Annotated in this window: 26 protein-coding genes; 15 read left to right on the top strand and 11 right to left on the bottom strand. The window is 71.6% G+C overall.

Annotated elements, in window-relative coordinates; translation table 11 throughout:
* Window positions 1-156: 156 nt before the first annotated feature.
* Window positions 157-822 carry a TetR/AcrR family transcriptional regulator gene (locus ACWEF6_RS38630; protein ID WP_449687482.1) on the bottom strand — a complete coding sequence of 222 codons (666 nt, stop codon included), beginning with the start codon at window positions 820-822 and terminating at the stop codon, window positions 157-159.
* Window positions 823-940: 118 nt separating this feature from the next.
* Between ACWEF6_RS38630 and ACWEF6_RS38625 the strand changes: the two genes are divergently transcribed.
* Window positions 941-2,440, top strand: coding sequence for an MFS transporter (locus ACWEF6_RS38625; RefSeq protein WP_449687481.1), 1,500 nt, complete (start codon window positions 941-943; stop codon window positions 2,438-2,440).
* A gap of 31 nt (window positions 2,441-2,471) precedes the next feature.
* Here ACWEF6_RS38625 and ACWEF6_RS38620 read toward each other — a convergent pair whose 3' ends face one another.
* Genes ACWEF6_RS38620 through ACWEF6_RS38610 form a run of 3 tightly spaced genes read right to left on the bottom strand, consistent with a single transcriptional unit; the run spans window position 2,472 to window position 5,076 of the window.
* Window positions 2,472-3,131: a response regulator gene (locus tag ACWEF6_RS38620; RefSeq protein ID WP_449687480.1), complete on the bottom strand. Its 660-nt coding sequence runs from the start codon at window positions 3,129-3,131 to the stop codon at window positions 2,472-2,474.
* Window positions 3,128-4,246 carry a sensor histidine kinase gene (locus ACWEF6_RS38615; RefSeq protein ID WP_449687479.1) on the bottom strand — a complete coding sequence of 373 codons (1,119 nt, stop codon included), beginning with the start codon at window positions 4,244-4,246 and terminating at the stop codon, window positions 3,128-3,130. The genes ACWEF6_RS38620 and ACWEF6_RS38615 overlap by 4 nt, the downstream gene beginning before the upstream one ends.
* Window positions 4,243-5,076 carry a CPBP family intramembrane glutamic endopeptidase gene (locus tag ACWEF6_RS38610; protein ID WP_449687478.1) on the bottom strand — a complete coding sequence of 278 codons (834 nt, stop codon included), beginning with the start codon at window positions 5,074-5,076 and terminating at the stop codon, window positions 4,243-4,245. Before ACWEF6_RS38610 ends, ACWEF6_RS38615 begins: the two co-directional genes overlap by 4 nt.
* Window positions 5,077-5,233: 157 nt before the next feature.
* On the opposite strand from ACWEF6_RS38610, the gene ACWEF6_RS38605 reads away from it, so the two are divergent.
* Window positions 5,234-5,722, top strand: coding sequence for a SigE family RNA polymerase sigma factor (locus ACWEF6_RS38605; RefSeq protein ID WP_449687477.1), 489 nt, complete (start codon window positions 5,234-5,236; stop codon window positions 5,720-5,722).
* Window positions 5,722-6,462, top strand: coding sequence for a hypothetical protein (locus tag ACWEF6_RS38600; RefSeq protein WP_449687476.1), 741 nt, complete (start codon window positions 5,722-5,724; stop codon window positions 6,460-6,462). The genes ACWEF6_RS38605 and ACWEF6_RS38600 overlap by 1 nt, the downstream gene beginning before the upstream one ends.
* 1 nt (window position 6,463) lies before the next feature.
* Here the strand turns inward: ACWEF6_RS38600 and ACWEF6_RS38595 are convergent, their stop codons facing one another.
* Window positions 6,464-7,510: a zinc-binding dehydrogenase gene (locus tag ACWEF6_RS38595; protein WP_449687475.1), complete on the bottom strand. Its 1,047-nt coding sequence runs from the start codon at window positions 7,508-7,510 to the stop codon at window positions 6,464-6,466.
* A 68-nt stretch (window positions 7,511-7,578) separates the two neighbouring features.
* On the opposite strand from ACWEF6_RS38595, the gene ACWEF6_RS38590 reads away from it, so the two are divergent.
* Window positions 7,579-8,340, top strand: coding sequence for a helix-turn-helix transcriptional regulator (locus ACWEF6_RS38590; protein WP_449687474.1), 762 nt, complete (start codon window positions 7,579-7,581; stop codon window positions 8,338-8,340).
* On the opposite strand, the gene ACWEF6_RS38585 is transcribed toward ACWEF6_RS38590, so the two are convergent.
* The 3 genes from ACWEF6_RS38585 to corA form a co-directional block, all read right to left on the bottom strand.
* The gene (locus ACWEF6_RS38585) at window positions 8,326-9,165 is read right to left on the bottom strand and encodes a chromosome partitioning protein ParB (RefSeq protein ID WP_449687473.1); all 840 of its coding nucleotides are present in this window, start codon (window positions 9,163-9,165) and stop codon (window positions 8,326-8,328) included. The two genes, ACWEF6_RS38590 and ACWEF6_RS38585, sit on opposite strands and share 15 nt — an antisense overlap.
* Window positions 9,165-9,812, bottom strand: coding sequence for a metallophosphoesterase family protein (locus tag ACWEF6_RS38580; RefSeq protein ID WP_310970784.1), 648 nt, complete (start codon window positions 9,810-9,812; stop codon window positions 9,165-9,167). Before ACWEF6_RS38580 ends, ACWEF6_RS38585 begins: the two co-directional genes overlap by 1 nt.
* A 179-nt stretch (window positions 9,813-9,991) precedes the next feature.
* Window positions 9,992-11,074: a magnesium/cobalt transporter CorA gene (gene corA, locus ACWEF6_RS38575; RefSeq protein WP_449687472.1), complete on the bottom strand. Its 1,083-nt coding sequence runs from the start codon at window positions 11,072-11,074 to the stop codon at window positions 9,992-9,994.
* Window positions 11,075-11,393: 319 nt separating this feature from the next.
* On the opposite strand from corA, the gene ACWEF6_RS38570 reads away from it, so the two are divergent.
* On the top strand, window positions 11,394-11,897 hold the full coding sequence (locus tag ACWEF6_RS38570; protein WP_247014510.1) for a MaoC family dehydratase: 504 nt from the start codon (window positions 11,394-11,396) through the stop codon (window positions 11,895-11,897).
* A 7-nt stretch (window positions 11,898-11,904) separates the two neighbouring features.
* Window positions 11,905-12,999, top strand: a complete 1,095-nt coding sequence (locus ACWEF6_RS38565) for a DUF2332 domain-containing protein (protein ID WP_449687471.1) — start codon at window positions 11,905-11,907, stop codon at window positions 12,997-12,999.
* Window positions 13,000-13,314: 315 nt separating this feature from the next.
* Here ACWEF6_RS38565 and ACWEF6_RS38560 read toward each other — a convergent pair whose 3' ends face one another.
* Window positions 13,315-13,728 carry an NUDIX hydrolase gene (locus tag ACWEF6_RS38560; RefSeq protein WP_449687470.1) on the bottom strand — a complete coding sequence of 138 codons (414 nt, stop codon included), beginning with the start codon at window positions 13,726-13,728 and terminating at the stop codon, window positions 13,315-13,317.
* A gap of 186 nt (window positions 13,729-13,914) precedes the next feature.
* On the opposite strand from ACWEF6_RS38560, the gene ACWEF6_RS38555 reads away from it, so the two are divergent.
* From ACWEF6_RS38555 to ACWEF6_RS38525, 7 genes are all read left to right on the top strand, one after another.
* A complete protein-coding gene (locus tag ACWEF6_RS38555; protein ID WP_162146229.1) occupies window positions 13,915-14,079 on the top strand; it encodes a hypothetical protein in 165 nt (54 codons plus the stop codon).
* A gap of 21 nt (window positions 14,080-14,100) precedes the next feature.
* The gene (locus ACWEF6_RS38550; protein ID WP_003095467.1) at window positions 14,101-14,661 is read left to right on the top strand and encodes a PH domain-containing protein; all 561 of its coding nucleotides are present in this window, start codon (window positions 14,101-14,103) and stop codon (window positions 14,659-14,661) included.
* Window positions 14,662-14,699: 38 nt separating this feature from the next.
* Entirely contained in the window at window positions 14,700-15,572 is an 873-nt protein-coding gene (locus ACWEF6_RS38545; protein WP_449687469.1) for a PHP domain-containing protein, read from the top strand.
* Between the two features lies 1 nt (window position 15,573).
* Window positions 15,574-16,203: a MarC family protein gene (locus ACWEF6_RS38540; protein WP_449687468.1), complete on the top strand. Its 630-nt coding sequence runs from the start codon at window positions 15,574-15,576 to the stop codon at window positions 16,201-16,203.
* Between the two features lie 125 nt (window positions 16,204-16,328).
* A complete protein-coding gene (locus tag ACWEF6_RS38535) occupies window positions 16,329-18,791 on the top strand; it encodes an alpha-L-rhamnosidase-related protein (RefSeq protein ID WP_449687467.1) in 2,463 nt (820 codons plus the stop codon).
* Between the two features lie 93 nt (window positions 18,792-18,884).
* Entirely contained in the window at window positions 18,885-19,736 is an 852-nt protein-coding gene (locus ACWEF6_RS38530) for a RecB family exonuclease (protein ID WP_449687483.1), read from the top strand.
* A 13-nt stretch (window positions 19,737-19,749) separates the two neighbouring features.
* Window positions 19,750-20,379, top strand: a complete 630-nt coding sequence (locus tag ACWEF6_RS38525; RefSeq protein WP_449687466.1) for a hypothetical protein — start codon at window positions 19,750-19,752, stop codon at window positions 20,377-20,379.
* Between the two features lie 9 nt (window positions 20,380-20,388).
* Here the strand turns inward: ACWEF6_RS38525 and ACWEF6_RS38520 are convergent, their stop codons facing one another.
* A complete protein-coding gene (locus tag ACWEF6_RS38520; protein WP_449687465.1) occupies window positions 20,389-21,687 on the bottom strand; it encodes an Rv3212 family protein in 1,299 nt (432 codons plus the stop codon).
* A gap of 26 nt (window positions 21,688-21,713) precedes the next feature.
* Window positions 21,714-23,180 (bottom strand): DEAD/DEAH box helicase, encoded by a 1,467-nt coding sequence (locus ACWEF6_RS38515; protein WP_449687464.1) that lies wholly within the window; start codon window positions 23,178-23,180, stop codon window positions 21,714-21,716.
* Between the two features lie 554 nt (window positions 23,181-23,734).
* Here ACWEF6_RS38515 and ACWEF6_RS38510 point away from each other — a divergent pair.
* Window positions 23,735-24,388 carry a ferritin-like fold-containing protein gene (locus ACWEF6_RS38510; protein WP_449687463.1) on the top strand — a complete coding sequence of 218 codons (654 nt, stop codon included), beginning with the start codon at window positions 23,735-23,737 and terminating at the stop codon, window positions 24,386-24,388.
* 119 nt (window positions 24,389-24,507) lie between these two features.
* On the top strand, window positions 24,508-24,738 hold the full coding sequence (locus ACWEF6_RS38505) for a DUF3107 domain-containing protein (RefSeq protein ID WP_013223016.1): 231 nt from the start codon (window positions 24,508-24,510) through the stop codon (window positions 24,736-24,738).
* Window positions 24,739-24,835: the final 97 nt, after the last annotated feature.

Below are 24,835 nucleotides of genomic sequence, written 5' to 3'. Positions count from 1 at the left end.
GCAGGTCGTGTCAAGGCGGGAAAGCGTGCCTTGACACGACCTGCCGGCCGCTGAGGGCGGCTGCGTATCAGGTCGGCAGGGGGGTGTGGCCGGGGCGGGTTCGTTCGGAGGCGGAGGCGGAGGCGGACGTGCGAGCCCGCGGGTGCGTCTGCCGTCTCAAGGGCGCCAGCAGGACATTGCTTCGTCGATCTCGTCCAGACCCAGCGGGGGGCGGGGCAGCGTCGACGGCTTGCCCGGCTGTGCTCGCAAGCCGTCCAGGAGCATGGCCAAGCAGCGGCGCCAGAGGTCCGGCTCCACCGCCGTGGTGAACTCGATCACCGAGCCGATCATCATGTGCAGCATCGGGATGTCCGTGGGGGCGAAGTCGGCCCGCAGGCCGCCCGCCTCCTTGGCCCGCTCCACCAGCTGTGTGATCAACGGCACCAGGCGGGCTTTCTGCTCCGCGACGTGCTCGTGGCCGAACTTGTTCGACAGCATGATCTCGCGCAGCCCGCGGTCGCCCGAGTGAAGCTCGATCGACTTCCAGGTGAAGTCGACGAACGCCCGCCAGGCGTCGTCGGCCTTCAGTGCCTCCTCCGCCAGGACGGAGATCTCCTCCATCCGCTCGGCGAACATGGCCTCCACCAGGTGTTCCTTGCTGGGGAAGCGGCGGTAGACCGTGCCGACGCCGAGGCCGGCGTGGTGCGCGATGTCGTCCAGCGTGGCCTCGAGCCCGCGCCGGCCGAACACCTCGCGGGCCGACGCCAGGATGCGACGGCGGTTGAGTTCAGCGTCACGCCGCAGCGGCCGCGCCGGTGCGGCGGGACCAGCGTCCCGTGCCATGCCTCCAGTCTAACGCGTCAAGTAGAGGCACTCTCTCCGCTTCTTGTGTACCTTGGGGCGAGTAAGGGGAGATACCTACTCCACATAGTCTTCCGATCACGTTCTGTGAGGATCTTTCATGTCCGAGTCCACGCTCGCCGTCGCGCCGTCGGGGGACACGCGCGCCGACGAAAATCCCCACCACGCCAGACGGTGGCTGATCCTGGTGATGATCGGCATCGCGCAGCTGATGGTCGTGCTGGACGCGACCGTCGTGAACATCGCGCTGCCGTCGGCCCAGGTCGACCTGGGCTTCTCCAACGACGCCCGGCAGTGGGTCGTCACGGCCTACGCGCTCGCGTTCGGCAGCCTGCTGCTGCTCGGCGGGCGGCTCGCGGACCTCTTCGGCCGCAAGAACGCCCTCCTCGTCGGCCTGGCCGGCTTCGCCGCGGTGTCCGCGCTCGGGGGTGCGGCGACCAACATCGAGATGCTGCTGGTCGCCCGGGCGGCACAGGGTGTGTTCGGCGCGCTGCTCGCGCCCGCCACGCTTTCGCTGCTGACCACCACGTTCACCGACCCCAAGGAGCGCGGTCGCGCGTTCGGCGTCTTCGGGGCCATCGGTGGTGGCGGCGCGGCGGTCGGGCTGCTGCTCGGCGGCGTGCTCACCGAGTACCTCGACTGGCGCTGGTGCATGTTCGTCAACATCATCTTCGCGGTCATCGCGTTCGCCGGCAGCTCGGTCCTGCTGCGCAACCAGAAGGACGAAGGCCCGCGGCCGAAGCTCGACCTGCCGGGCACGATCACCGCGTCGGCCGGGCTGTTCGCGCTGGTCTACGGCTTCGCGAACGCCGAGTCGGACAAGTGGTCGTCGGTGTCGGTCTGGGGCTTCCTGGCCGCCGGTGTGGTGCTGCTGGGCGTGTTCGTGTGGCTGCAGCAGCGCGTCGAACACCCGCTGCTGCCGCTGCGCGTGCTGCTCGACCGGGACCGCGGCGGCTCCTACCTGGCGATGTTCCTGCTCGCCATCGGGATGTTCGCGATCTTCCTGTTCCTGACGTTCTACGTGCAGCAGAACCTGCAGTTCACGCCGATCCAGAGCGGCGTCGGGTTCCTGCCGATGGTGGCGACGCTGATGCTGTCGGCGACGACGGCGACGGCCGTGCTGCTGCCGCGGTTCGGCCCCCGGCCGCTGGTGCCGACCGGCATGGCGATCGCCGCCGCGGGCCTGTTCTGGCTGAGCGGCATCGACCTCGGCAGCACGTACGTCTCCGGGGTCCTCGGCCCGCTCCTGGTGATGGGCTTCGGCATCGGCCTGGCGATGGCGCCGGCGATGAGCGTCGCCACCTTCGGCGTCGAGGCGCACGACGCGGGTGTCGCGTCGGCGGCGGTGAACACGATGCAGCAGGTCGGCGGTTCGATCGGCACGGCGCTGCTGTCGACGCTGGCCGGCAACGCGGCGGTGGCCTACGTCGCGGGCAAGACCCCGACGCCGCAGGTGGCGGCCGAGGCGGCCATCGAGAGCTACACGACGGCGTTCACCTGGGCCGCGGTGATCTACGTGGCCGGCGCGGTGCTCAGCGGCCTGTTGCTGCGCCCGGGCGTTCCGAAGGGCGAAGCGGCGCCGGGCGCCGTGCACATGTAGGGATTCCTGGTGACGTGACCGGGCTGCCCGGTCACGTCACCAGCCCGTGCCGGTAGGCGTAGACGACCGCCTGGACGCGGTCGCGCAGGTCCAGCTTGGTGAGGATGCGCGACACGAACGTCTTCACCGTCTCCTGGCTGATGAACAGCCGCTCCGCGATCTCGCTGTTGGACAGGCCGTCCGCGAGCAGGCGCAGCACTTCCAGCTCGCGCGGGGTCAGCGGCGCGTCCGGGGCGGCGTCCGGCGCGGGCCGGATCCGGGCGCCGTACCGGCCGACCAGCCGGCGCGTCACGTCCGGGTCCAGCAGGGCCGCGCCGGTGGCCACCGTCCGGATGCCGTGCAGCAGCCGGTCCGGTGGCGCGTCCTTGAGCAGGAAGCCGCTCGCGCCCGCGCGCAACGCCTCGTAGACGTATTCGTCGAGGTTGAACGTCGTCAGCACCAGCACCTTGACCGGGTGCGGCACCCCGGCCCCGGCCAGCAGCTTGGTGGCCTCGATGCCGTCGAGCACCGGCATCCGCACGTCCATCACGACGACGTCCGGACACAGCCGCCGCGCGAGGTCGACCGCGGCCCGCCCGTCGCCGCACTCGCCGACCACCTCGAAGTCCGGCTGGGCGCCGATGATCGTCACCAGGCCGGTGCGGATCAGCATCTGGTCGTCGCAGACGAGGACCCGGATCGGCGCGCTCACGTCGGAATCCGGGCGGACACGGTGAAACCGGCGCCGTCGCGGTCCGCGCTGAAGTCGCCGCCCAGCAGGCCGACGCGCTCCCGGAGCCCGGCCAGGCCGCGGCCGCTGCCGCCGGGGGACACGCTCCCGGACCCGGCCGTGCGGACCGCCACGGCGATTTCCCGGTCGCCGTGGCGCACCTCGACCTCGGTGCGGCTGCCGCGCGCGTGTTTGAGGGCGTTCGTCAGGGCCTCCTGCACGACCCGGTAGGCCACCAGGTCGGCGCTGCCCGCCGACTCTGCGGGCGTGCCCTCCTCGGTGAACTCCACCGGCTGCCCGGCCTGGCGGGCCTGCTCCACCAAGGTGTGGAGCCCGCCCGGCGACGGCGTCTCGTGCTCGGGGTTGAGCAGGTCCAGCAGGTGCCGCAGGTCGGTGATGGCCCGCCGGCCGGTGTCGGTGATCGCGGTCAGCGTCTGGTCCAGCCGATTGGGAGCGGCGGTCAGGTAGCGGGCCGCCTCCGCCTGCACGACCATCGCCGTCACGTGGTGGGTGACGACGTCGTGGAGCTCGCGGGCGATGGTGGCGCGCTCGGCGGCCCGGGTGGCCTCGGCGACGCGGCGCCGGTGCCCGGCTTCGGCGGCGCGGGTGGTGCGCAGCCAGGCCCCGATGCCCCAGGCGAACACCAGCAGCAGGAAGAACGTCACGAACTCCGACACCGGCTCCGAGCCGAAGGGGTGGAGCACGATCGCCAGCACCAGGTACGCCGCGGAGAACGCGAGCGCGGTGGTGCGCCGGCGCCGTTCCAGATGCGCGCCCGCGCTGACCAGCGCGACGCCCAGCGCGGTCCCGGCGACCGAGTGGTAGCCGCGGAGCTGGTCGACGGCGAAGCCGAGTGCCACCAGCGTCAGGCACACGGCAGGCCACCGCCGCCGCACGGCGAGCGGGAGGCTCTCGAGGACGACCACGACGACGGCCAGCGCGTCGAAGGGCCGCGCCGGCACGCCGCCCAGCTGTGTCCCGTGGTTCTGGACCACCGGCAGGAACGAGGCCGCCAGGAACAGCAGCCCGAGCGGGAGGTCGCGGACCACGACGTCGAGCCGGCGCCACCGCGCGCGCACCGCCCGGTGATCGATCACCGGGAAAGTGTAGTGACGTCGTCGACCCGCTCGGCGCGGCGGCGCGGCACCAGGCGGCCGCGCCGGTGGGCCAGCCACAGGAACGCACACGTCGCGAGGACGCAGAACAGCACGGAGTAGAGGGAGCCTTCGGGACCGAAGTCGCCGCCGGTGATGGCCGACGGCCCCGACGTCACGGCGTCGAGCAGGCCCTGCGGGGTGCCGTTGCCGGAGACCTCCGTGCCGAAGATCCCCGCCGCGGCGAAGTTCCAGCCGAAGTGCAGGCCGATCGGGAGCCAGAGTTTGCGGGTCGCGATGTACGCGCCGGTCAGCAGGCCGCCGGCTTCGATGGCGATGGCGATCGCGCCCCACAGGCTCGCGTGCTCGTTGAACAGGTGCGAGAGGCCGAACAGCACCCCGGTGGCCACCAGGGCGATCCAGGTGCCGGTCCACTTTTCGACGAACCGGAAGAGGATGCCGCGGAACAGCAGTTCCTCCGTCACCGCGGCGGCGGCCATGAAGCCGGCGAGCCCGGCGGCGCCCGGAACCGTGCCCCAGCCCCGGATTTCGTAGTCGCCGAGGAGGGCGATGTTGGCGATGACGGCCGCGAAGAGCGCGACCCCGATCAGCGTCCCCCGGCCGAGCGCGAGCCCGGCGCCCGGGCCGGCCAGCTCGGTGACCGGGCGGTGTTCGGTCTTCCGCACCACCCACCGGTAGCCGAGTACTGCGAGCACGGCGGTCAGCCCGCCGAAGATCAGCGTGAGCCACGGATTCCCGTCGGCCAAGGCGACCGCCTGCTGCCCGACGAACGCGATCGCGGCCACGGTCAGCAGCTGCCAGACGACCCTCATGACAACCCCTTCGTCCCGGCCGCGGGGTGGTCCCGCGGCTCCACGGCGAACGCTAGGGATCCGGCGGGCGGGAATCGTCACCAGCGAGCGGACACCCGCGCGTAGCTCGCACGGGGGACACTTGAACCTCCCGGGGCCCGCGCGCCCTAATGAGGACGTGTCCGGAAACGTCGAATTCAGCGAGTACTTCGCCGCGCGGGTCCAGCGGTTCCGCCGGGTGGCGTTCGCGCTCTGCGGGGACTGGCACGCGGCCGAGGACCTGGTCCAGGCGATGTTCGTGCAGCTGTACCGGCGCTGGCGGCGGGTCCGCCCGGCCACCGTCGACGCCTACGCGCGCCGCATCCTGGTGAACCTGTTCCTGACCGGGCGCCGGGGATCCGGGCGCGAGTACGTGACGTCGTCGGTGCCGGAGCGCGAGGCGCCACCGGGCCGGGACCCGTCGTTGCGCCTGGACGTCGAACGCGCGCTGGCGGAGCTGACGCCCCGGCAGCGCGCGATGGTGGTGCTGCGGTTCCTCGAGGACCTCCCGGTGAGCGAGGTGGCGACGCTGCTGGGCGTCGCGGAGGGAACGGTCAAGTCCCAGACGGCCCGCGGGGTCGAGGCGTTGCGCACGGCCCTGCCGGCGCCGGCGGCGGAGGAGTCGTGATGGAAGACGTCCGGACCGTGTTGAAGGCGTACGTGACCGAAGGTGAGCCTCCGATCGGCTTGTCCGGGGAGGCAGTGCTGGCGGCGGCCCGCCGGGCGCGCCGGCAGCACCTGGTCACCGGCGCGGTGGCGGTCTGCGTCGTCGTGCTGGCCCTCGCGCTGGCGGTGGTCGTGCTGCCCCGCAAGGCCGAGGTCGCGAGCCCGCCGTGCCCGGGCGCCACGGACACCCGGGCGGCGCTGGTCGAGCGGCTGAGCTGCCTGGTGGGGCGGGCGGTGCGCGCGATGCTGCCGCCGGAGGCGCAGATCTCGCGGCTGACGATCCCCGGCGAGACCCCGCCGGCGGACCCGTTCCACCTGATCGCCGACCCGGCCGGCGACGCCCCCGGCGAGGCGCTGTTCCACCTGGGCGTCCGGGTGACCGACGCCCGCGGCACCGGCTCGGTGTACGTCCTCATCCTGCCCGGCGGCGGGGGCGGCCCGAAGTGCGGTGACCCGGAGCAGGTCGGCTGCCGCACGGAAACCACCCCGCGGGGCCTGCTGTGGCTGTCGACCCTGCGCTCGGGTGACGTCGTGACCAACCGGGTCGGCTTGGCCGCGCCGAACGCGCACGTGCAGTTCTGGTCGGACAACAGCGGCGTGCTGGCGCGCACGGGCGTCCGGTTGCCGAAGCAGCGCCCGGAGCCGACGCTGACCCTCGACCAGGTGCGGCAGCTGGCACTGACGCCGGGCCTGGACCTCTGACTCAGGGGACCAGCGCGACGAAGCCGAGGCCGGTCGTGCGTTCGGCCACGTCGAGGGCGGCCGCCGGGTTCGCCAGGCCGGTCGGCACGAGCTCGACCGCCGAGAGGTCCAGCAGCCCGGAGCGGACCAGGTTCCACACCGTCGTCACCGTCTCCGGATCGCTCATCCACGAGCCGCGCACGGTGAGGCGCCGGTGCATCAGGTCGCCGTACGGGATGGGGAGGTCCTGGCGCACGCCGCCGACGAGCACCAGGGTGCCGCGCACCCGCAGGCTGTCGTAGGCGGCCATCGTCGCGTCGGCCGACGGCGTGGCGCCGAGCGTGTCGACGGCGACGTCCACCGGGCCGATGCCGGCCGCGTCCGCCGCCCGGTCGCCGGTCAGCCGGTGGGTGCGCACGCGCGGATCGAGCTTGGCCAGCCGGTCGAGGGCGGCCTCGTTGCGGCCCACGGCCGTCACCGTCGCCGCGCCTTCCGCCAGCGCGGTCAGCACCGCCGCGCCGCCCAGCTGCCCGGTCGCCCCGACCACCACGACGTCGCGGCCGGCGAGCGGGCCCGCCGCGTGCACGCCTGACGCGGCGATGCAGAGCCACGGCAGGAACGCCAGGCGGGCCGGCTCCGGGTAGCTGTCCGCCCCGGGCAGCTTGACCAGGGTTTCCTTGGCGCACAAGGCTTTCTCCGCGAAGACGCCGTCACGCCACACCGTGCGCATGCGGTCCGTCCGCGCGCTGCCCGCGCCGGAGCCGCCCAGGCCGACCCAGCCCACCAGGATCTCGTCGCCGTCGCCCGCGTCGAGCAGGGCGGTGTCCAGCACGAGGTCGCCCGGCGCGACGTGGAACACGTCCGGCGCGACGTCGAGCACCCGCCCGACGCAGGACGGCCCCAGCACCAGGGGCACCGGCAGGCCGCCGCGATTCCCCTGCACGACGGCCCTGGTGTACGCCGGGACGTGCGCGGCGAGCACCTCCACGAGCACGCCGCCGCCGTTCAGCGTGGGCTCCGGCACTTCTTCGAGGCGGACGTCTTGTTCGGTCGCGATCCAAGCTTGCATGACCCCAGCTTGGCGGCGCGCTAAGCTGGTATCCAGAATCGCGTTATTCTGGTATTGGAGGTCCCAGGGTGAGCACCGAGCTGGGCGCGTTCCTCCGCAGCCGCCGCGAGCGGCTGACCCCGGCCGACGCCGGCCTGCCCGCCACCGGCCGCCGCCGCACGCCGGGGCTGCGCCGCGAGGAGCTGGCCCTGCTGGCCGGCATCAGCGCCACCTGGCTCACCTACCTCGAGCAGGGCCGTGACGTGCGGCCGTCCGGCCAGGTGCTCGACGCGCTGGCCCGCGCGCTGCGGCTCACCGGCGCCGAGCAGGAGCACCTGCACCGCCTCGCCGGCCGCGGGGATGCGCCGGGGGAGAGCTTCCCGGAGGAGGCCGCGCCCGAGGTCGCGGGCGTCCCGGCGTTGCTGGGCGGCAATCCCGCGTACGTCACCGGGATCTGTTACGACGTCCTCGCGGTCAACGACGCCGCCGAGGAGCTGTTCCGCGGCATCGGGCCGGGCGGCAACGTCGTGCGCTGGCTGTTCACCGAGCCGGCCGCCCGCGAGGTCCTGGTCGACTGGGCGCAGGAAGCCCGCGGAGTCCTGGCCCGGCTGCGGGCGATCGCCGGCCGCCACCCGGACCACCCCCGGGTGACCCGGCTGGTGGCCGAGCTGACCGAGGCCAGCCCCGAGGTCCGCGCGTGGTGGCCGCAGTACGACGTCCAGTTCAGCCACGCGGGCCGCAAACGTCTGCGGCACCCGCGCCTGGGCGAGATCACCGTGCCGCACGCCGCGTTCCACGTCGCCGAGCGGCCCGAGCAGACGCTGGTGGTCTACCACCTAGTGGTGCCGTGACCGCAGCCGCTCGATGACCTCGTCGTCCCAGCGATGGGTCCGGATCAGCCGGTACCGCTCCGCCGCCACCCACATGTACGCCTCGGCGTCCGTGCGGTCGCCGATCAGCCCCGCCTGCCGCAGCATCCCCACCACCGGGACGAACTCTTCCTCGAACCAGCGCTGCGCAACGCTCGCCCGGTCGCAGAACCTGCCTTCGTCCTGCATCAGCCGGAAGCCCCACGCCTCCACGTGCTCGCCCAGCCGCGCGTAGTCCCACGGGTCCGACACGATCACCGACGCCCGCGCGTGGCCGGTCAGGGGAACGCGTTCCAGGAACAGCCGGCGGTAGTCCTTGACGATCAGGTCGCCGCGGTGGCGGATGCCGCCCGGGTCCAGTTTGGTGCGGACCGCCGTCACCGAAGCCTCTATTGTGGACAGTCCCTGCGCGATCGCCACCGAAACGCGGTGGTGGCCGTCGATGATGAAGTGCAGCTCCCCCACCCGGTAGACCTCGATCGGCGGGATCTCCTCGCCGCGGCGGGCGGCCAGGGCCAGGCGTTCCCAGCGCTCGCGGACGCGGGCCGACGTCGGGCGGAAGCGGCGGTCGAAGTCGCGGCTGCGGTCGACCGTGCCCACGATCGACTCCAGCTTGATCACCCGCAGCCCGATCCGGTGCTCGCCGAGGTAGCCGAGCGCCTCCACCACCTCGTGGAACGGCAGCATGATGTTGACGTCGTCGGGCTCCCGGCGCAGCCACGTCGAAAGCCGCGAGAGCACCTGGCCGCGGCGGGCGCGGAGGAAGTCGTTCTCCGCGTCCGCGCGGGGGAATCCCGTCTCTTTCATCAGAACTCCATGATCCGGTGGCCCACCACGTTGCGGATCCGCGTCGTGCCGACCACCCGGTCCGGCACCGGCTCGCCGTGCGGGTGGATGTGGCCGTGCAGCAGCCACTTCGGGCGCAGCGCTTCGATCGTGCGGTGCAGGCACGCGAACCCGCGGTGCGGCGGGTCGGCCCGGTCGCCCAGGTTCAGCGGCGGCGAATGCGTCAGCAGGACGTCGACGTCGCGCCCGTCGCGCCACCGCCGGAAGCGGGCGCGCCGGACCAGCCCGCGGGCCCGCCGCGCCTGCTGGCGCTGCGTCCACTGGTTCGGGCCTTCGTTGTAGCGGATCGAGCCGCCGAGCCCGGCGAACCGCAGGCCGGCGACGTCGACGAGGCGCCCGTCGGCGTTGATGCCGCCCGCCGGGCCGGGCCAGACCGTGGGGAAGCCGTCCTTCATGGACAGCCCGCCGTAGCGCGTGTAGCCGCTCAGGTCGGGGTCGTGGTTGCCGGGCACGAACACACACGGCACGTCGAGCGCGCTCGCCAGGAACGCCAGGTAGTCGTACGGCAGGTCGCCGGCGCCGATGACCAGGTCGACGGAGTGGCTGCGGACCGCGTCGGTCCACAACCGCTCGTCGACCTCGTCGGAGACGACCAGCGCTTTCGGCATGCGCCCAGGGTACGACGCCTCGGCGCTACTTCATCCCGTGCGCGAACCCGGGGTCGGCGACGATGACGAAAGTGATGACGACGATCCACAGCACGCTGAGCGCGAGCGCCCAGAACTTCAAGTTGGACAGCAACCTGGACATGACAGTTCTCCGAAGGAAATCCGGTGGGGAAAGGGACTCAGAGCCAGCCGTTCTTCCGGAATATTCGGTACAGCAACAGGCAGATCGCCAGGATCACGCTGATCACCAGCGGGTACCCGAACTTCCAGTGCAGTTCGGGCAGGTAGTCGAAGTTCATCCCGTAGATGCCCGCGATCATCGTCGGCACGGTGATGATCGCCGCCCACGACGTGATCTTGCGCATATCGGTGTTCTGCTGCAGCGAAATCTTCGCGACGGTCGCGTCGACCAGGGTGGACAGCAGTTCGTCGAACGCCGCGACCCGCTCGGACACGGTGGTGAGGTGGTCGGCGACGTCGCGGAAGTACGAGCGGACGTCGTCCGGCACCAGCCGCGTGTAGCCCTCGGCCAGCCGCTGGACCGGCGTCGCCAGGGGCATCACCGCGCGGCGCAGCTCGAGGACCTCCCGCTTCATCAGGTAGATCTGCTCGGCGCTGACCTGCGAGCGGGGCGCGAAGACCTGCGCCTCCATGACGTCGATGTCGGTCTCGATCCGGCCGGTGACGTCGAGGTAGTGGTCGACGACGTGGTCGGCGATCGCGTGCACGACCGCGGACGGGCCCAGCTTCAGCCGCTCCGGGTCCTCGTCCAGTTCCCGCCGCAGCCGCGCCAGTCCCGAGTGGTTCCCGTGCCGGACCGTGATCACGAAGTCGCGGCCGAGGAACACCATCAGCTCACCGGTTTCGACGATCTCGTTCGCCGTGGTGGGGGACTCGTGTTCGACGTACCGGACGGTCTTGACCACCAGGAACAGCGTGTCGTCGTAGCGCTCCAGCTTCGGCCGCTGGTGCGCTTCGAGCGCGTCCTCGACCGCCAGCTCGTGCAGCCCGAACGTGTCCGCGACGCCCTGGATCTGCTGGGCGTCCGGCTCGTGCAGGCCGATCCAGACGAACCCCTCGTGCCGCTTCCGGACCTCCTTGATCGCCTCGGAGTGGGTCCAGCGGCCGGGCAGGCGCTCACCGCCGACGTACACCGCGCAGTCGACGACGTACGCGGACAGCGGCACCGGAACCGGGCGCACGGGAACGGTGCCCTTGTTGCCGCGGCCGCGCAGGCCGCCGAGGGAGGGGATGGCAGGCATGGGATCTCCTGGTGTCGTGCGTGGTCGTGCGAGACGACGGACCAGGGGCGGAAAAGACGTCCGCCCGGCGACACACCAGCGTTCCCGGGGTGAAAAGGCCTACCAGGAGATGAGCCGGCCGGCCGGTGAGGTGGGAACGCTGGGACTACTAGGGAGCGGACTATCGCCACTACTCATCGAGTTCCTCACCTCCTTCGGGCCGGGGGCAACAGTGGTGGGGCTCGCGTTGACGCGCGAACACCGATGGTTGAGGGTACTCCTCACTACTGATGCGTGTCGGACCAGGCTCACGCGGTGTTACGCGACAGGGAGATGACGAGTGCAGTTCGGTCGGTACTACGAGGAGTTCGAGGTCGGTGCGGTCTACAAGCACTGGCCGGGCAAAACGGTCACCGAATACGACGACCACCTGTTCTGCCTGATCACCATGAACCACCACCCGCTGCACCTGGACGCGCACTACGCCGGGGAGACCACCGACTTCGGCAAGAACGTCGTGGTCGGGAACTACGTCTACTCGCTGCTGCTCGGGATGTCGGTGCCGGACGTCTCCGGCAAGGCGATCGCGAACCTCGAGGTCGAGTCGCTCAAGCACGTGAAGCCGACCTTCCACGGCGACACGATCTACGGCGAGACCGAGGTGCTCGACAAGACGCCGTCGAAGTCCAAGGACGACCGCGGCGTGGTGTACGTCGAGACGCGCGGTTACAAGCAGGACGGCCTGATCGTGTGCACTTTCCGGCGGAAGGTGATGGTGCCGAAGCGGTCGTACGGGGAGACTCGGGGCGGGGAGCAGCCGGGCCGGCCGGTGCCGCACGAATGAGGCTCTGATGGACCTGGACGGGATCAAGGGAGTACTCCGCACGTTCGCGGAAGTCGAGGCCCGCGGGGTCTCGCCGCTGTACGAGCACCTGGCGCTGCAGGCGGCGGCGGACGACGACGTGGCGGGTCTGCTGTCGGGTGCTCGCGACGGCGAGGTGCGCGGGACGCTGCTGATGGCGGTCGCGCACCGGCTGGTGCAGGCCGACCCGATCCACCCGCTCTCGCGGTACTACCCGTCGCTGGGCGGGTTCGACGGCGTCGACTCCGACACGTGGCCGCTGTTCCGGTCGTTCCTGCTGGAGCGGGCCGACAAGGCGCGCGCGTTGGTCGCGTCGCGGTACACGCAGACGAACGAGGTCCGCCGGGCGGCGTTGCTGTACCCGGGCGTGGCGCGGGCGGCCCGCGAGGCGGGCGGGAAGGTCTCGCTGCTGGAGGTCGGCTGCAGCGCGGGGCTGCTGCTCGGGCTGGACCGCTTCGGCTACCGCTACCAGTGCGACGGCGGCGACCAGCTGACGGCGGGGCCGACGAAGGCGGCGGTCGGGCTGCACTGCGCGCTGGACCTGGCCCCGGGCGCGGTGGTGCCGAAGCTGCCGAAGAAGCTGGCGCTGCTCGACCGCGCGGGCCTCGACCGGGCACCGGTGGACCTGTCGGACGAAGACGAGCTGGCCTGGCTGGAGGCGTGCGTCTGGGCGGACCAGCCGGACCGCATCCGGCTCCTGCGCACGGCGGCGGCCGAGCAGGCGCGCCACCGGCCGCGGTTGATCCCCGGCGACGGCGTCGACGACCTGGCCTCGGCGGCTGCGTCGCTGGAGGGGCCGCTGGTGGTGCTGACCAGCCACGCCCTCGCGTACTTCCCGGCTCCGCGGCGGGCCGCGTTCGTTTCGGCGTTGGCGGAGCTGGCTGCTTCGCGGCCGGTGTGGTGGGTCTCCGAGGAGTTCTACGGCGCGGGGCTGGAGCAGGTGCTGCCGGGCCGCGAGGACCTTTCGGGCGCGGACGGGCTCGCGACGCTGGGCGTCGTGCGCTGGGAGGACGGCAAGGCCGAGGCGCACGCGCTGGCCCGGACCGCGCCGCACGGGCAGCGGATGACCTGGCTGCCGCTGTAGTCGCCTTGGTGAGTGGCTTGGGCTGCCTGCAGTCGCCTTGGTGAGTGGTCGGGGTGCCCACCGTCGCCTTGGTGAGTTGCTTGGGTGCCCGCCACCCCGAAGCCTGATTGTGACTACGGCCGGTGGTACCGCGTCAAGGCGGGAAAGCGTGCCTTGACCCGGCACCACCGGCCGTGTTCTGGCTTCGGATCGGGGTGGCGGGGCGGGTCTGGGTGGGGTGCCGGTTTGGGCGTCCGCGTTGCGGTGGGTGGGTGCAAGAGCACTCCGGCTTTGCCGGAGTCCTGCCGAGTGCTGGCGGGGGATACTTCCCCGGTTTCAGGCCCTCGGCAATGCCCCCCACTCACGCAGCGTCACATAAAGCAGCTCCACCAGCTCCCCAGCCGCCTCCAGGTCGGCAAGGTCTGCCGCATCGGACCAACGCACCTCCGACGCGTCATCACCAGCCGTGAGATTTCCGCCCTCGACCTCGCAGGCGTAGTCGTAAATCTCGTACCGTCCCCGCCGCACGGAACCGACCAGTGTGCCCGGAATCACGTCCAGTCCGGTCTCCTCCGAAAGCTCTCGGACCACGGCCTCTTTGTCCGTTTCGCCCGGTTCGACTCGGCCGCCCGGAAGCGACCATTGCCCCGAACCGGGGTCATTCACACGCCGGATGAGCAGCAAACGGCCGTACGGGTCGAACACGATCCCGCCGACGCAGCGGATCGTGGTGCTGGTGAGGCCCTCCATGTCCCGAAGGGTAGACGCAGCCGAGGTGAAAACGGCTGTCCTGTACACGGAGAGTAGCCATACGGTACACTTCGGACCGCGTGCTGACCCAAGCGCGGGACTTTCCTCCCCTGCGCCTGTTCGGTGCGGTACAACGTAGAAACTGCTGTTGTCCGGTGTCACCGTAAGAGACGGGATTTGATCGCGGTGAACGTGAAGAAGATTGCGGGCCTCGCCGGTATCGCGTTGGTGCTGTTCTTCGTCATCGCCCAGCCTGGGCAGGCCGCCGGCCTCGTCGGCAACATCATCGACTTCCTGCGCAGCTCGGCCGAATCGGTGATCACCTTCGTCAGCAACGTGTTCAAGGGCTGATCGCGGGGTTACCCTCGAACCATGTTCGCGCCACGCGACCCCGACGAGTACCTCCTCGACACCGAGCGGCGGGTCATCCGGATCCGCCGCCACTGGGCGGTGCTCCTGTGGGACACCTTCGAGGCGGCCGCGCTGCTGGCCGTCTGCGTGCTGGTGTCCTACCTGCTGCCGCCGGCGCTGTACATCGGCCAGAACATCCTCTGGTACGTCGCGCTGCTCGTCGTCCTGCGGTTCGCCTACGTGGTGATGGAGTGGTGGGTCGAGCGCCTGGTGGTCACCGACAAGCGGTTCGTCATGACCACCGGGGTGTTCACCACCAAGGTGCTGATGATGCCGATCAGCAAGGTCACCGACCTGAGCTACGTCCGCACCGCCACCGGCCGCATGATGGGCTACGGCACGATGGTGGTCGAGTCCGCCGGTCAGATCCAGGCGCTGAACAAGATCGACTTCCTGCCGCGCCCCGAAGAGTTCTACGACACGATCTCGGAGCTCGTCTTCGGCGACAAGCAGAAGCAGGCCGAACGCTTCTCCATGATCAAGGCCCAGCGGGCCGCGCGGGGCAAGAAGCCGGTCGGCTGACAGTCCCGCTTCGCGTGTGACGCAGCGCATCGTCGACAATGGACGCGATGCGCATCGACCTGCACGCCCACTCCACCGCTTCCGACGGCACCGACACGCCGGCCGGGCTCGTCGCCGCGGCCGCGAAAGCCGGGCTCGACGTCGTCGCGATCACCGACCACGACACCACCGCGGGCTGGGCGCCCGCCTCCGAAGCGGTGTCACCCGGCCTCACGCTGGTCCCCGGCGCCGAGCTCTCCACGGTGTCGACCGACCCCGAGACGGGCCGCCAGATCAGCGTCCACCTGCTGGCCTACCTCTTCGACCCGACGTCGGAGCCGGTCGTCACCGAGCAGACCCGGCTGCGGCTCGAGCGCCGCACGCGGCTGCGCCGGATGGCCGAGCGGATGGCCGCCGACGGCCTCCCGATCGACATCGACGAGATCTTCGGCCTGCTGCCCGAGGACTCCCCGCCCGGCCGCCCCCACCTGGCCCAGGCGCTGGTCCGGGCCGGGCTGGTCAAGTCCGTCGACGAGGCCTTCGCCGACTACCTCAGCCCCCGCCGCGGCTACTACGTCGCCCGCCGGGACACGCCGGTCGAGGAAGCCATCGACATGATCGCCGCGGCCGGCGGGGTCACGGTCGTCGCGCACCCCTTCGCCTTCAGCCGCGGCGCCACCATCAGCGAGGACACCCTCGCCGGATTGGCCGCGCGCGGGCTCACCGGCGTCGAGGCCGACCACCCGAACCACGACACGGCGACCCGGGCCCGCGTCCGCGAGCTGGCCGCCGAGCTCGGGCTCGTCTTCACCGGATCCAGCGACTACCACGGCACGAACAAGACGATCAAGCTCGGTGAGTGCACCACTGACCCCGGGCAGTTCGAGGAGCTGGCTTCGCGCGCGACGGGGTTCCAGGTCGTGAAGGGCTGACATGGCGTTCGCCGACTTCTTCGACGCGAAGCTCTTCATGAGCGCGACGATCACCTTGATCGTCATCATGGACCCGCCCGGCACCGTGCCGGTGTTCCTCAGCCTCGTCGGGCGCAAGCCGATGGCGACCCGGGCGCGCGCCGCCCGGCAGGCCGTCCTGGTGTCGCTGCTGGTCATCAGCCTGTTCGCGATCGCGGGGCAGGCGATCCTGGCCTACCTCGGCATCGGCATCCCCGCGCTGCAGGGTGCGGGCGGGCTGCTGCTCCTGCTGATCGCGCTGCAACTGCTGACCAGCAACGGCCACGAGCCCGAAGCGGCGGCCGACGACGTCAACGTCGCGCTGGTGCCGCTCGGCACGCCGCTGCTGGCCGGGCCCGGCGCGATCGCCGCGACCATCGTGTTCGTCCGGCAGGCGGACGGGCACCTCGGCGCGTACATCGCCCTGGCGCTGGCGATCGTCACCGTGCACTTGGTGATCTACCTCTGCATGCGCTACTCCGGCCTCGTCATCCGGCTGATCAAGGAAAGCGGCATCACGCTGCTGGCCAAGGTGGCCGGCCTGCTGCTCGCGGCCATCGCCGTGGAGCTCGTCGCGAACTCCGTGCGCGGGTTCATCTCCGGCGCCGGCTGAGGCCGCCACCCGGGTTGTCCTGCCGGACAGGATGCGCCCGGTGCGTTGACATCGTTGGCACCGCTCCCGCAGCCTGAACCTCAGCTCAGCGTTTGAAACGATTCAACGCCCTTGCGGAGGCCTCGATGAAGTGGCTCAGAGCAGTCCTGCCGGTCACGGTGCTGGTGGCGAGCGGCGTGGTCGCCGTGCCCGCCGACGCGGCGCCGGGCTGGCAGAAGTACGTCGTCGCACCGTCGAGCCGGGACGTCCGCCCGGTGCAGGTGCTGTCCACCACCGGAGACGTCACCAACCCGAACGGCCTGCTCGGGCGCGGGGTGGCGACGTTCAAGAGGCAGGCGCCGCCGTCGAAGCCGGTCTGGCCGTCGGGCACCACCGCGGCCGCGTCGTCGTTCCACGCGCCGAACAACGGCGGGAACGGGCAGCCCCGGACGTACGACCCCGGCAACGCCGTCGACGGCAACACCGAGACGTTCTGGAACGACGACACGATCGGCGCCTACCCCGACGTCCTGACGATCACCGCGGGTGCGCCGGTCGCGCTGCCCGGGGTCACCGTGCTGTCCAATGTGGACGGCGTGCCGCAGGACTTCACGGTCGAGGTGCTGGACGCCGGCGCGTGGCGGACGGCCGCCACGGTCAGCGGCAACACGGCCGTGCAGCGCGCGGTCACCTTCGACCGGCCGGTGACGACCGCGCAGGTCCGGATCACCGTGACCAAGGACCAGAACACCCCTTCGGGCGAGTTCAGCCGCGTCGCCGAGGTGTGGCCCGGCGTGGTCGCCGACCCGCCGGTGCCGACCGCCGTCGTCGACTTCGGCAAGGTCGTGGCCGGCTACCCGAAGATCGCGTTCGCGGGCGCGTCGGCGAACCGGCCGGGCGTCCGGCTGGCGTTCTCGGAAACCCTGCAGTACCTCGGCGAACGCTCCGACTTCACCCGCTCGGACTTCTCCGGCGGGCCGGGCACCGACCAGTTCGCCGTGCCCGCGACGCCGACGGTGTGGCGGGACACCAAGGGCTGCGCGTCGGGCACGCAGGTGTGCGCGGACGGCCTGCACGGCTTCCGCTACCTGCGGATCAGCCTCGACGCGCTGGCGTCGGACGCGCCGCTGGCCCAGCCGTCCGGTGAGGTGCGCATCGGCGGCGTCTCGCTCGACTTCACGCCGTTCCTCGGCACGCCGTCGACCTACCGCGGCTGGTTCGAGTCGTCCGACGAAGACCTGAACCGCTACTGGTACGCGGCTTCCTACACGAACGAGCTGGGCATGGACATCTTCCGCGAGTCCGATGTGGACCCTCGCGGCGCGTTCTCGCCTTCGCTGGACGGGAAGCTGGTGCTGCACGACGGCGCGAAGCGCGACCGCGATCCGTACGTCGGCGACGTCGCGGTCTCCGGTCTCACGCAGTACCTGACGCACCAGGACGGCACGGCGGCTCGGAACGTGCTCGCCGATCTGGCCGACCACCAGCGCGCGGACGGCTGGATCCCACCCGCGTCGATCAACAACTACACGTTGCCGCTGTTCGACTATCCGCTCTGGTGGGTGACGTCGAGCTGGGACTACGTGCTCTACACGGGCGACACCGCGTACGCGAACTCGTACTACTCGCACCTCGTGAAGACGCTCGACAGCTGGTACCCGTCAGTCACCGATTCGCGCGGGTTGCTCTCGAAGGGGCTCAACGGCACCGGCGGTTACGGCGACTACGCGTTCCTGCCGCGTACGGGCGAAGTGACGTACTACAACGCGTTGTACGTCCGGGCGCTTCAGGGCGCCGCCGGTCTGGCGCGCGCGACGGGGCACCCGGCCGACGCGCAGCGGTGGCTTTCGCGCGCTTCGGACGTCTCGGCGGCGGTGAACCAGTACCTGTGGGATCCGGCGGCGGGCGCGTACCTCGACTCGGCGACGGGCGCGGTGCGGCACGGGCAGGACGGCAACAGCCACGCTGTGCTGGCAGGCATCGCTTCGCCCGCGCAGGCCACTTCGGCACTGGCGCGGCTCGCGGCGGGCGCATTGCCGTACGGGAACCCGTTCATGGACAACGACACTCTGGTCGGTGACGGCACGAAGCGCGTGTACGCGTTCACGTCGTTCCCCGAGCTGCAGGCGCGGTTCCGGACTGGGCAGACGGCGTCGGCGATCGACCAGATCAAGCGGATGTACGGCTGGATGGCCACGCACGACCCGGGCATCACGGCGTGGGAGGGCATCGGCGAAGGCGGCTCGCACTACGAGCAGGGGTACACGTCGGCCGCGCACGGCTGGTCGACCGGCGTCGTACCGGTGCTGACGAACGAGCTGCTGGGCGTCTCGCCGACGTCGCCGGGCTTCGCGACCTGGACGGTTTCGCCGCACCCAGGTTCGGTTTCGTGGGCGCGAGGGGCGGTGCCGACGCCGAAGGGCGCGTTGTCGGCTTCGTGGTCTCAGCAGGGTTCGGTGTTTTCGCTGACGGTGACCGCGCCGCGGGGGACTTCGGGCTCGCTGGTGGTGCCTTCGGGGCGGCTGGTGCTGCTGGACGGGCGTCCGCTGCGCGCGGCGGGTCCGCTGACGGTTTCCGGTGGGACGCACACGGTGCTCGTCGTGCGGTGACCCGGCTTTCCGCGCGGGGCGGCTCGCCCCGCGGCTCGCCCCGCGCGGAAAGTGTCGGTGGTGGTGCGTAGCGTGGGCGTCGTGAAGGAGCAGATGGGCTTCGACTTCGGCGTGGCGCAACCGGTGCGGCTCACGAAGGTCTCGCCGGCGCGGCTGGCGACCTTCGACGATTGCCCGCGCCGGTACCGCCTCGCGTACCTCGAACGGCCGACCCCGCAGCGCACCGGGCCGTGGGCGCACAGCACGCTGGGCGCGGTGGTGCACAACGCGCTGCGGGCGTTGTTCGACCTGCCGGTGCTCAAGCGGGTGCCGCAGCGGGCGGTGGCGCTGGTGGCGGAGTTCTGGAAGGACGCGGGCTTCGAGAGCGAAGAGCAGGCGGCGCGGTACCGGGCGCGGGCGAAGGGCTGGGTGGCGGAGTACGTCGAGGACAACGACGTCTCGCACGACCCGGTCGGGCTGGAGCGCTGGGTGTCGGCACCGGTGTCCGGCACGCCGGGGGAGCGGCCGTCGATGATCATCGAGGGGCGCGCGGACCGGATCGACGCGCGCGCCGGGGAATTGGTGATCGTGGACTACAAGACGGGCCGCCGCCCGCCGGACGAGTACGAGGCGAGGGCCTCACAAGCGCTTGCGCTGTATGCGGTGGCGGCGGCGAGGACGTTGCGCATGCCGTGCACGACGGTGGAGCTGCACCACGTCCCGACGGGCACGATCGCGGCGGCGGAGCACACCCCGGAGAGCTTGCAGAGGCACTTGCAGAGGGCGGAGGAGACCGCGGGCGACCTGAGGCTGGCCACGGATACCCTGGACGCGGGCGGCGACGGTGAGGTGCTGTTCCCGGCCCGCCCGGACCGAAGGTGCGCATGGTGCGACTTCAGGCCGAGCTGCGCGGCAGGCCAGGAAGCAGCCCCGGCGGCGCAGCCCTGGGACCTGCTCGCGCCCTGAACGGGAGGGAACGTTGGCTTCACCGGACACCGACGAACTGGCAACAGTGCCGCTGCCGGCCGGGGAACCCGCAGCCGAGCAGGTGGCGGGCCGCGAAGCCACTCGGCCTGCCGGACCGGCGGCCGCGCGCGGCGCGGCGGCCGAGGCGCCGGTGGCTGGGCGGGCTGCGGCCGAGGCGCCGACCGTGCCGGGTCCGGTGCCGCCGATGCGGGCCGAGCCTGCCGAGCGGGCGGCCGTGCGCGGCGCGGCAGCCGAGGCGCCGGTGGCTGGGCGGGCTGAGGCGCCGACCGAGCCGCAGGAGCGGGTCGAGCCGGAGCGGTTCGAGCCCTCTCCGGAGGCCGAGGAGAGCGCCCCCGCCGAGGCCGCGAAAGACCGTGGGCGCTGGTGGCGTGGTTTCACCGGCTCGCTGGCGGCCGGGCTCGCGGTCCTCGCCGTCGGGGTGCTCGTCGTCGGGATCATCTGCCTGTTCACCGGCGCGCCCGGCCCCGGCGCGACCCTGCTGATCGGTCACCCGATCGCGGCGGTGCTGGCCCTGCTCGCTCAGCGGGTCGCCGACCGCCGCAACGGGCCTCCCGCCGTGGGAGCCGGGCTCGCAGTCGTGCTCTTCACGGTCTCCGCCATCACCATGTTCTGGCTCGCCTGATCAGGCGGGCTACTTCAGGGCGGTGAGGGCCGGGCCGCGCTGTTCCAGCAGGACCGGGCCGGCCGCGCCCAGGCGGACCACTCCCTGGTAGCCGCGGCGGTCGACGCCGACCGTGCGGATTGTCGAGCCGTCCGTTTCGTTCAGCACCGCCAAGCCGCCCTTGATCGGGACCACCAGTTGCTGGGCGAACGTGATTCCCGGCCCCGAGGCGCTGGTCAACGTCCAGCGCGGTGACAGGTCGTCGCGGGACAGGGCGACCAGCTTCGAGCCGCTGAACCAGTACATGTTCGCCGCCGTCTGGGTGGTGGCTTCGACGCCCGAGGGCGGGTCGGCCGCCAGGTCGCCCGGTGGGACGTCCAGCGGGTACGCCGCTCGCTGGGTGCCGTCGCCGTTGTAGACCACCAGGAGCTTCTGGTCCGGCAGCACCACCGCCGTCAGGTCGCCCGACATCGCGATCACGCGGGCCCTCTTGCCCGCCAGCACCGAACTGAAGCCGACCTGCGGCTCGTCGTCCTTCTCCGGGGCCGCCTTGTACACCGTCAGCCGGTCCGCCGGGTCGCCCGGGCAGCGCTCGATCACGCCGATCTTGCCCGAGCCCGCCGCGACCGTTCCGTACGTGCAGCCCGTTCGCGGCTGCTTGCCCGCGTTGACCAGCGCCGGGACCTGGCCGTACTCCGCGCTCTGCACCAGGTCGTCGCGCCAGGTGGTGAGGAGTTTCTTGCCCGTCGCCGTGACGTGGGAGCCGTCGTCGACCAGCTGGGTGCCCAGCTCCGCGTTGCCGTTGCGCTGGGCCGTGATGCGGCCCGTGCCCGGGTCCAGCTGGGTGACCTCGCTGCACCCCATCGACTTCGCATAGACGGCGTTCAACCGCCCCCACACCTGGTCCAGCGTGCACAACGGCAGGTCACGCGTGTAGTGCCAGCGGATCTGCCCGGTCAGCGGGTCGCGCACAGCGACCTCGCCGCCGTTCGCGGTGGCCACCGACTCGCCGGCCACGACCGGGACCGGGGTCGCGCCGCTCGGGGCGCTCCAGATCTCCGCCATCGACCCCGGGACCTTGTCCGGGACCGCGGGCAGCGCCGGGGGCGGCGCCGCCTCGGTCCGGTCGGTGGCCGCGCTGTCGCTCGTCACGCCGATGATCAGCGCGACCGCGAGCACGGCCACCGCGATCAGCGCGGCGGCCACCCGGTCCCGCCCGCGGTTCCAAGGCGAACGACGCGCCTTGACCCGCGCGGCGGGCGGAGTGCTCTCGGGAGTGTCCTCGAGTACGTCCTCGGACCCGAAGTCCGCCTTCTCGACGTCGCTCACGTACCCGAACCCCCGATGGAGAAGCCTCAGTCTGCCGACGCAGGTGTATCAGACGTCGCGGCCGGGCGGCGACGGCGGCGCCGTCGAGCCGGGCGCTCGGCGTTCTCGCCGGCTTCCTTTTCGACGGCCGGGCCGGTCGCCTCCGGGGCGTTTCCGCTGCGGGTGCGGCGGCGGGTCCGGGTGCGGCCCTCCGCCAAAGCGGGAGCCTCGTCCGAGGAAGCAGCGGCGGCAGCGGCGTTGTCCGCGGCCTCGATCGCCTCGGCCGCCCGCGAGCCGCCGCGGGTCCGCTTGCGCGGGGCCCGGGTGCGCTTGCGCGGGGCGTCCTCCGAGGCGGCTTCGCCCCGACGACGGCCGCGCTTCTTGCCGCCCAGGTCCTCTTCTTCCTCGGCCGCCAGGCCCGCGCGGGTGCGCTTGGCCAGCGGCAGCCGCCCGGTGGTGCCCTCCGGGATGCCCAGGTCCTCGTACAGGTGCTTCGACGACGAGTACGTCTCCACCGGCTCCGGCATGTCCAGGCCGAGGGTGTCGGAGATCAGCTTCCAGCGCGGCTCCTCGTCCCAGTCGACGAGGGTGATCGCGACGCCGGTGCGCCCGGCGCGGCCGGTGCGGCCGATCCGGTGGACGTAGGTCTTCTCGTCCTCCGGGCACTGGTAGTTGATCACGTGCGTGACGTCGTCGATGTCGATGCCGCGGGCGGCGACGTCGGTCGCGACCAGCACGTCGACCTTGCCGGAGCGGAACGCGCGCAGCGCCTGCTCGCGGGCGCCCTGGCCCAGGTCACCGTGCACGGCGGCGGCGGCGAAACCGCGCTCGACCAGGTCGTCGGCCACCTTCTGCGCGGTGCGCTTGGTGCGGCTGAAGATCATCGTGAGGCCGCGGCCTTCGGCCTGCAGCGCCCGGGCGATGACCTCGGGCTTGTCCATCGAGTGCGCCCGGTAGACGAACTGGGTGGTGCGCTCGTGGACCGCGCCGGCGTCGTTCTCCTCGGCGCGGATGTGCGTCGGCTGGTTCAGGAACGTGCGGGCCAGCGTGATGATCGGGCCGGGCATGGTGGCCGAGAACAGCATGGTCTGCCGCTCGTCCGGCACCATCCGCAGGATGCGCTCGATGTCGGGCAGGAAGCCCAGGTCGAGCATCTCGTCGGCCTCGTCGAGCACCAGGCCGCGGACCTTGCCCAGCACCAGGTGCTGCTGCTCGGCCAGGTCGAGCAGCCGGCCCGGGGTGCCGATCACGACGTCGACGCCCTTGCGCAGCGCCTCGATCTGCGGCTCGTACGGGCGGCCGCCGTAGATGGCCAGGGTCCGGATGCCCAGGTGCTTGCCGGCGCCCTTGAGGTCGTTCGCGACCTGGATGCACAGCTCGCGGGTCGGCACCACGACGAGCACCTGCGGGGTGCCGTCGCCCGGGACCTGCACGCGGTGCAGCAGCGGGACGCCGAAGCCGAGGGTCTTGCCCATGCCGGTGCGGGCCTGGCCGATGAGGTCGTCGCCGGCCATGGCCAGCGGGAGGGTGAGCGCCTGGATGGCGAACGTCCGCTCGATGCCGGCCTCGCCGAGAGCCTTGACGATCTCGGGCTTGACGCCGAAGGACGCGAAGGTCGGGGCCTCGGGCTCGACCTCGACGCCCGCCTGCAGCGGGTGCGACGTGTCGAGCGCGGCCGGGCCGGTCTCGCTGTGTTCCAGCGCGACGGCGGGGGTCTGTTCGGTTGTGGGAATTTCTGCGGTCAGGGTGATCGCCTCTCTCGTGACCAGCGCGCACAGCCGTGGGTCCGCTCGACACTCGACCGGGAGTAAACCCTGGTCCCTGGCGCTGTTCTGGAGCGCGGAACCGGTCCGTCCCGGGAATGCCGGAAGAGGCGTGCACGCACATTGCAGTACGTCGGCAGGCCACGTGACCTGCCTGTTTCCCGACGCCGGTATGGCGTACGGAAGCTCGATATCGTGTGCCAGTGTACCTGGTCAGCAGTTTTTCGACAGTACCCGGCGCGCCGGAACCAGTGTGATCGGTCTCGTCCCGACACGCCCGGGTGCTTCGGCGATACCCTGCCCCCGTGACCGAGCCCAAAGAGATCAGTGAAGGCGTAGTCGACCTTCTCGGGGTGATCGCCTATGGCGAACTGTCCGCGTTCGACCGGCTGGCGGAGGACGCGCGCAGCGCCCCCACGCTGGCCGGGCGGGCCGCGCTGGCGGCGATGGCGGCCGCCGAGATCGGTCACTACGGCCAGCTCGCCAAGCACGTGGCCGCGAACGGCGTCAAGATCGAAGACGCGATGGCCCCGTTCGTGAACCACATCGACGCCTGGCACGCTTCGACGCCCCCGAAGTCGTACCTGGAGTCGCTGGTCAAGGCCTACGTCGGCGACGGGCTCGCCGCCGACCTCTACCGGGAGATCGCCAGCTGGCTCGACCCGGAGACGAAGGACCTGGTGCTGACCGTGCTGGCCGACACCGGCCACTCGGCCTTCGCCGAACGCGAGGTCGCGGCCGGCATCGAGGCCGACCCCAAGACCCGCGACAAGCTCGCCCTGTGGGGCCGCCGCCTGCTCGGTGAGGCCCTGACCCAGGCCCAGTACGTCGTCGCCGAGCGCGACGGGCTGGCCGAGCTCATCATCAGCGGCTCGGGCGACCTTTCCGGAATCGCGGCGCTGTTCCGGCGGTTGCAACAGGGGCACACGAAGCGCATGCAGGCGCTCGGCCTGGGCTGAACCCGATGGAGTACCCGGAAGTGACGACGCGGTCGGGCGCGGACATGCGCCACCGGAACGAGCCGGTTCGGTTAGCCTTGGCCGGCACATCCCTTACGAATTTCCAGCGGAGGTCCCACGTGGAGGTCAAGATCGGCATCAAGGACACGCCGCGCGAGCTGGTGGTGTCCAGTGGCCAGTCTCCCGAAGAGGTGGAGAAGCTGGTCGCCGAGGCCCTGACGGCCGGTGACGGGCTCTTCCGCATCAACGACGAGAAGGGGCGCAAGTACATCGTCCCGTCCGACCGCATCGCGTACGTCGAGATCGCCCCCTCGGACGTCCGCAAGGTCGGCTTCGGCGTCGGCGACTGACTCGGTCCCGGCGGACTTCACCGTGACCCGCCGCGACGCCGGCAGCGAAGAGCGCGATTCGGACGCCGACCCGGACGGCTGCACCGCGCCGCGCACC

The sequence above is a fragment of the Amycolatopsis sp. NPDC004772 genome (assembly GCF_053601215.1).
This window is presented reverse-complemented; position numbering and strand designations above follow the sequence as displayed.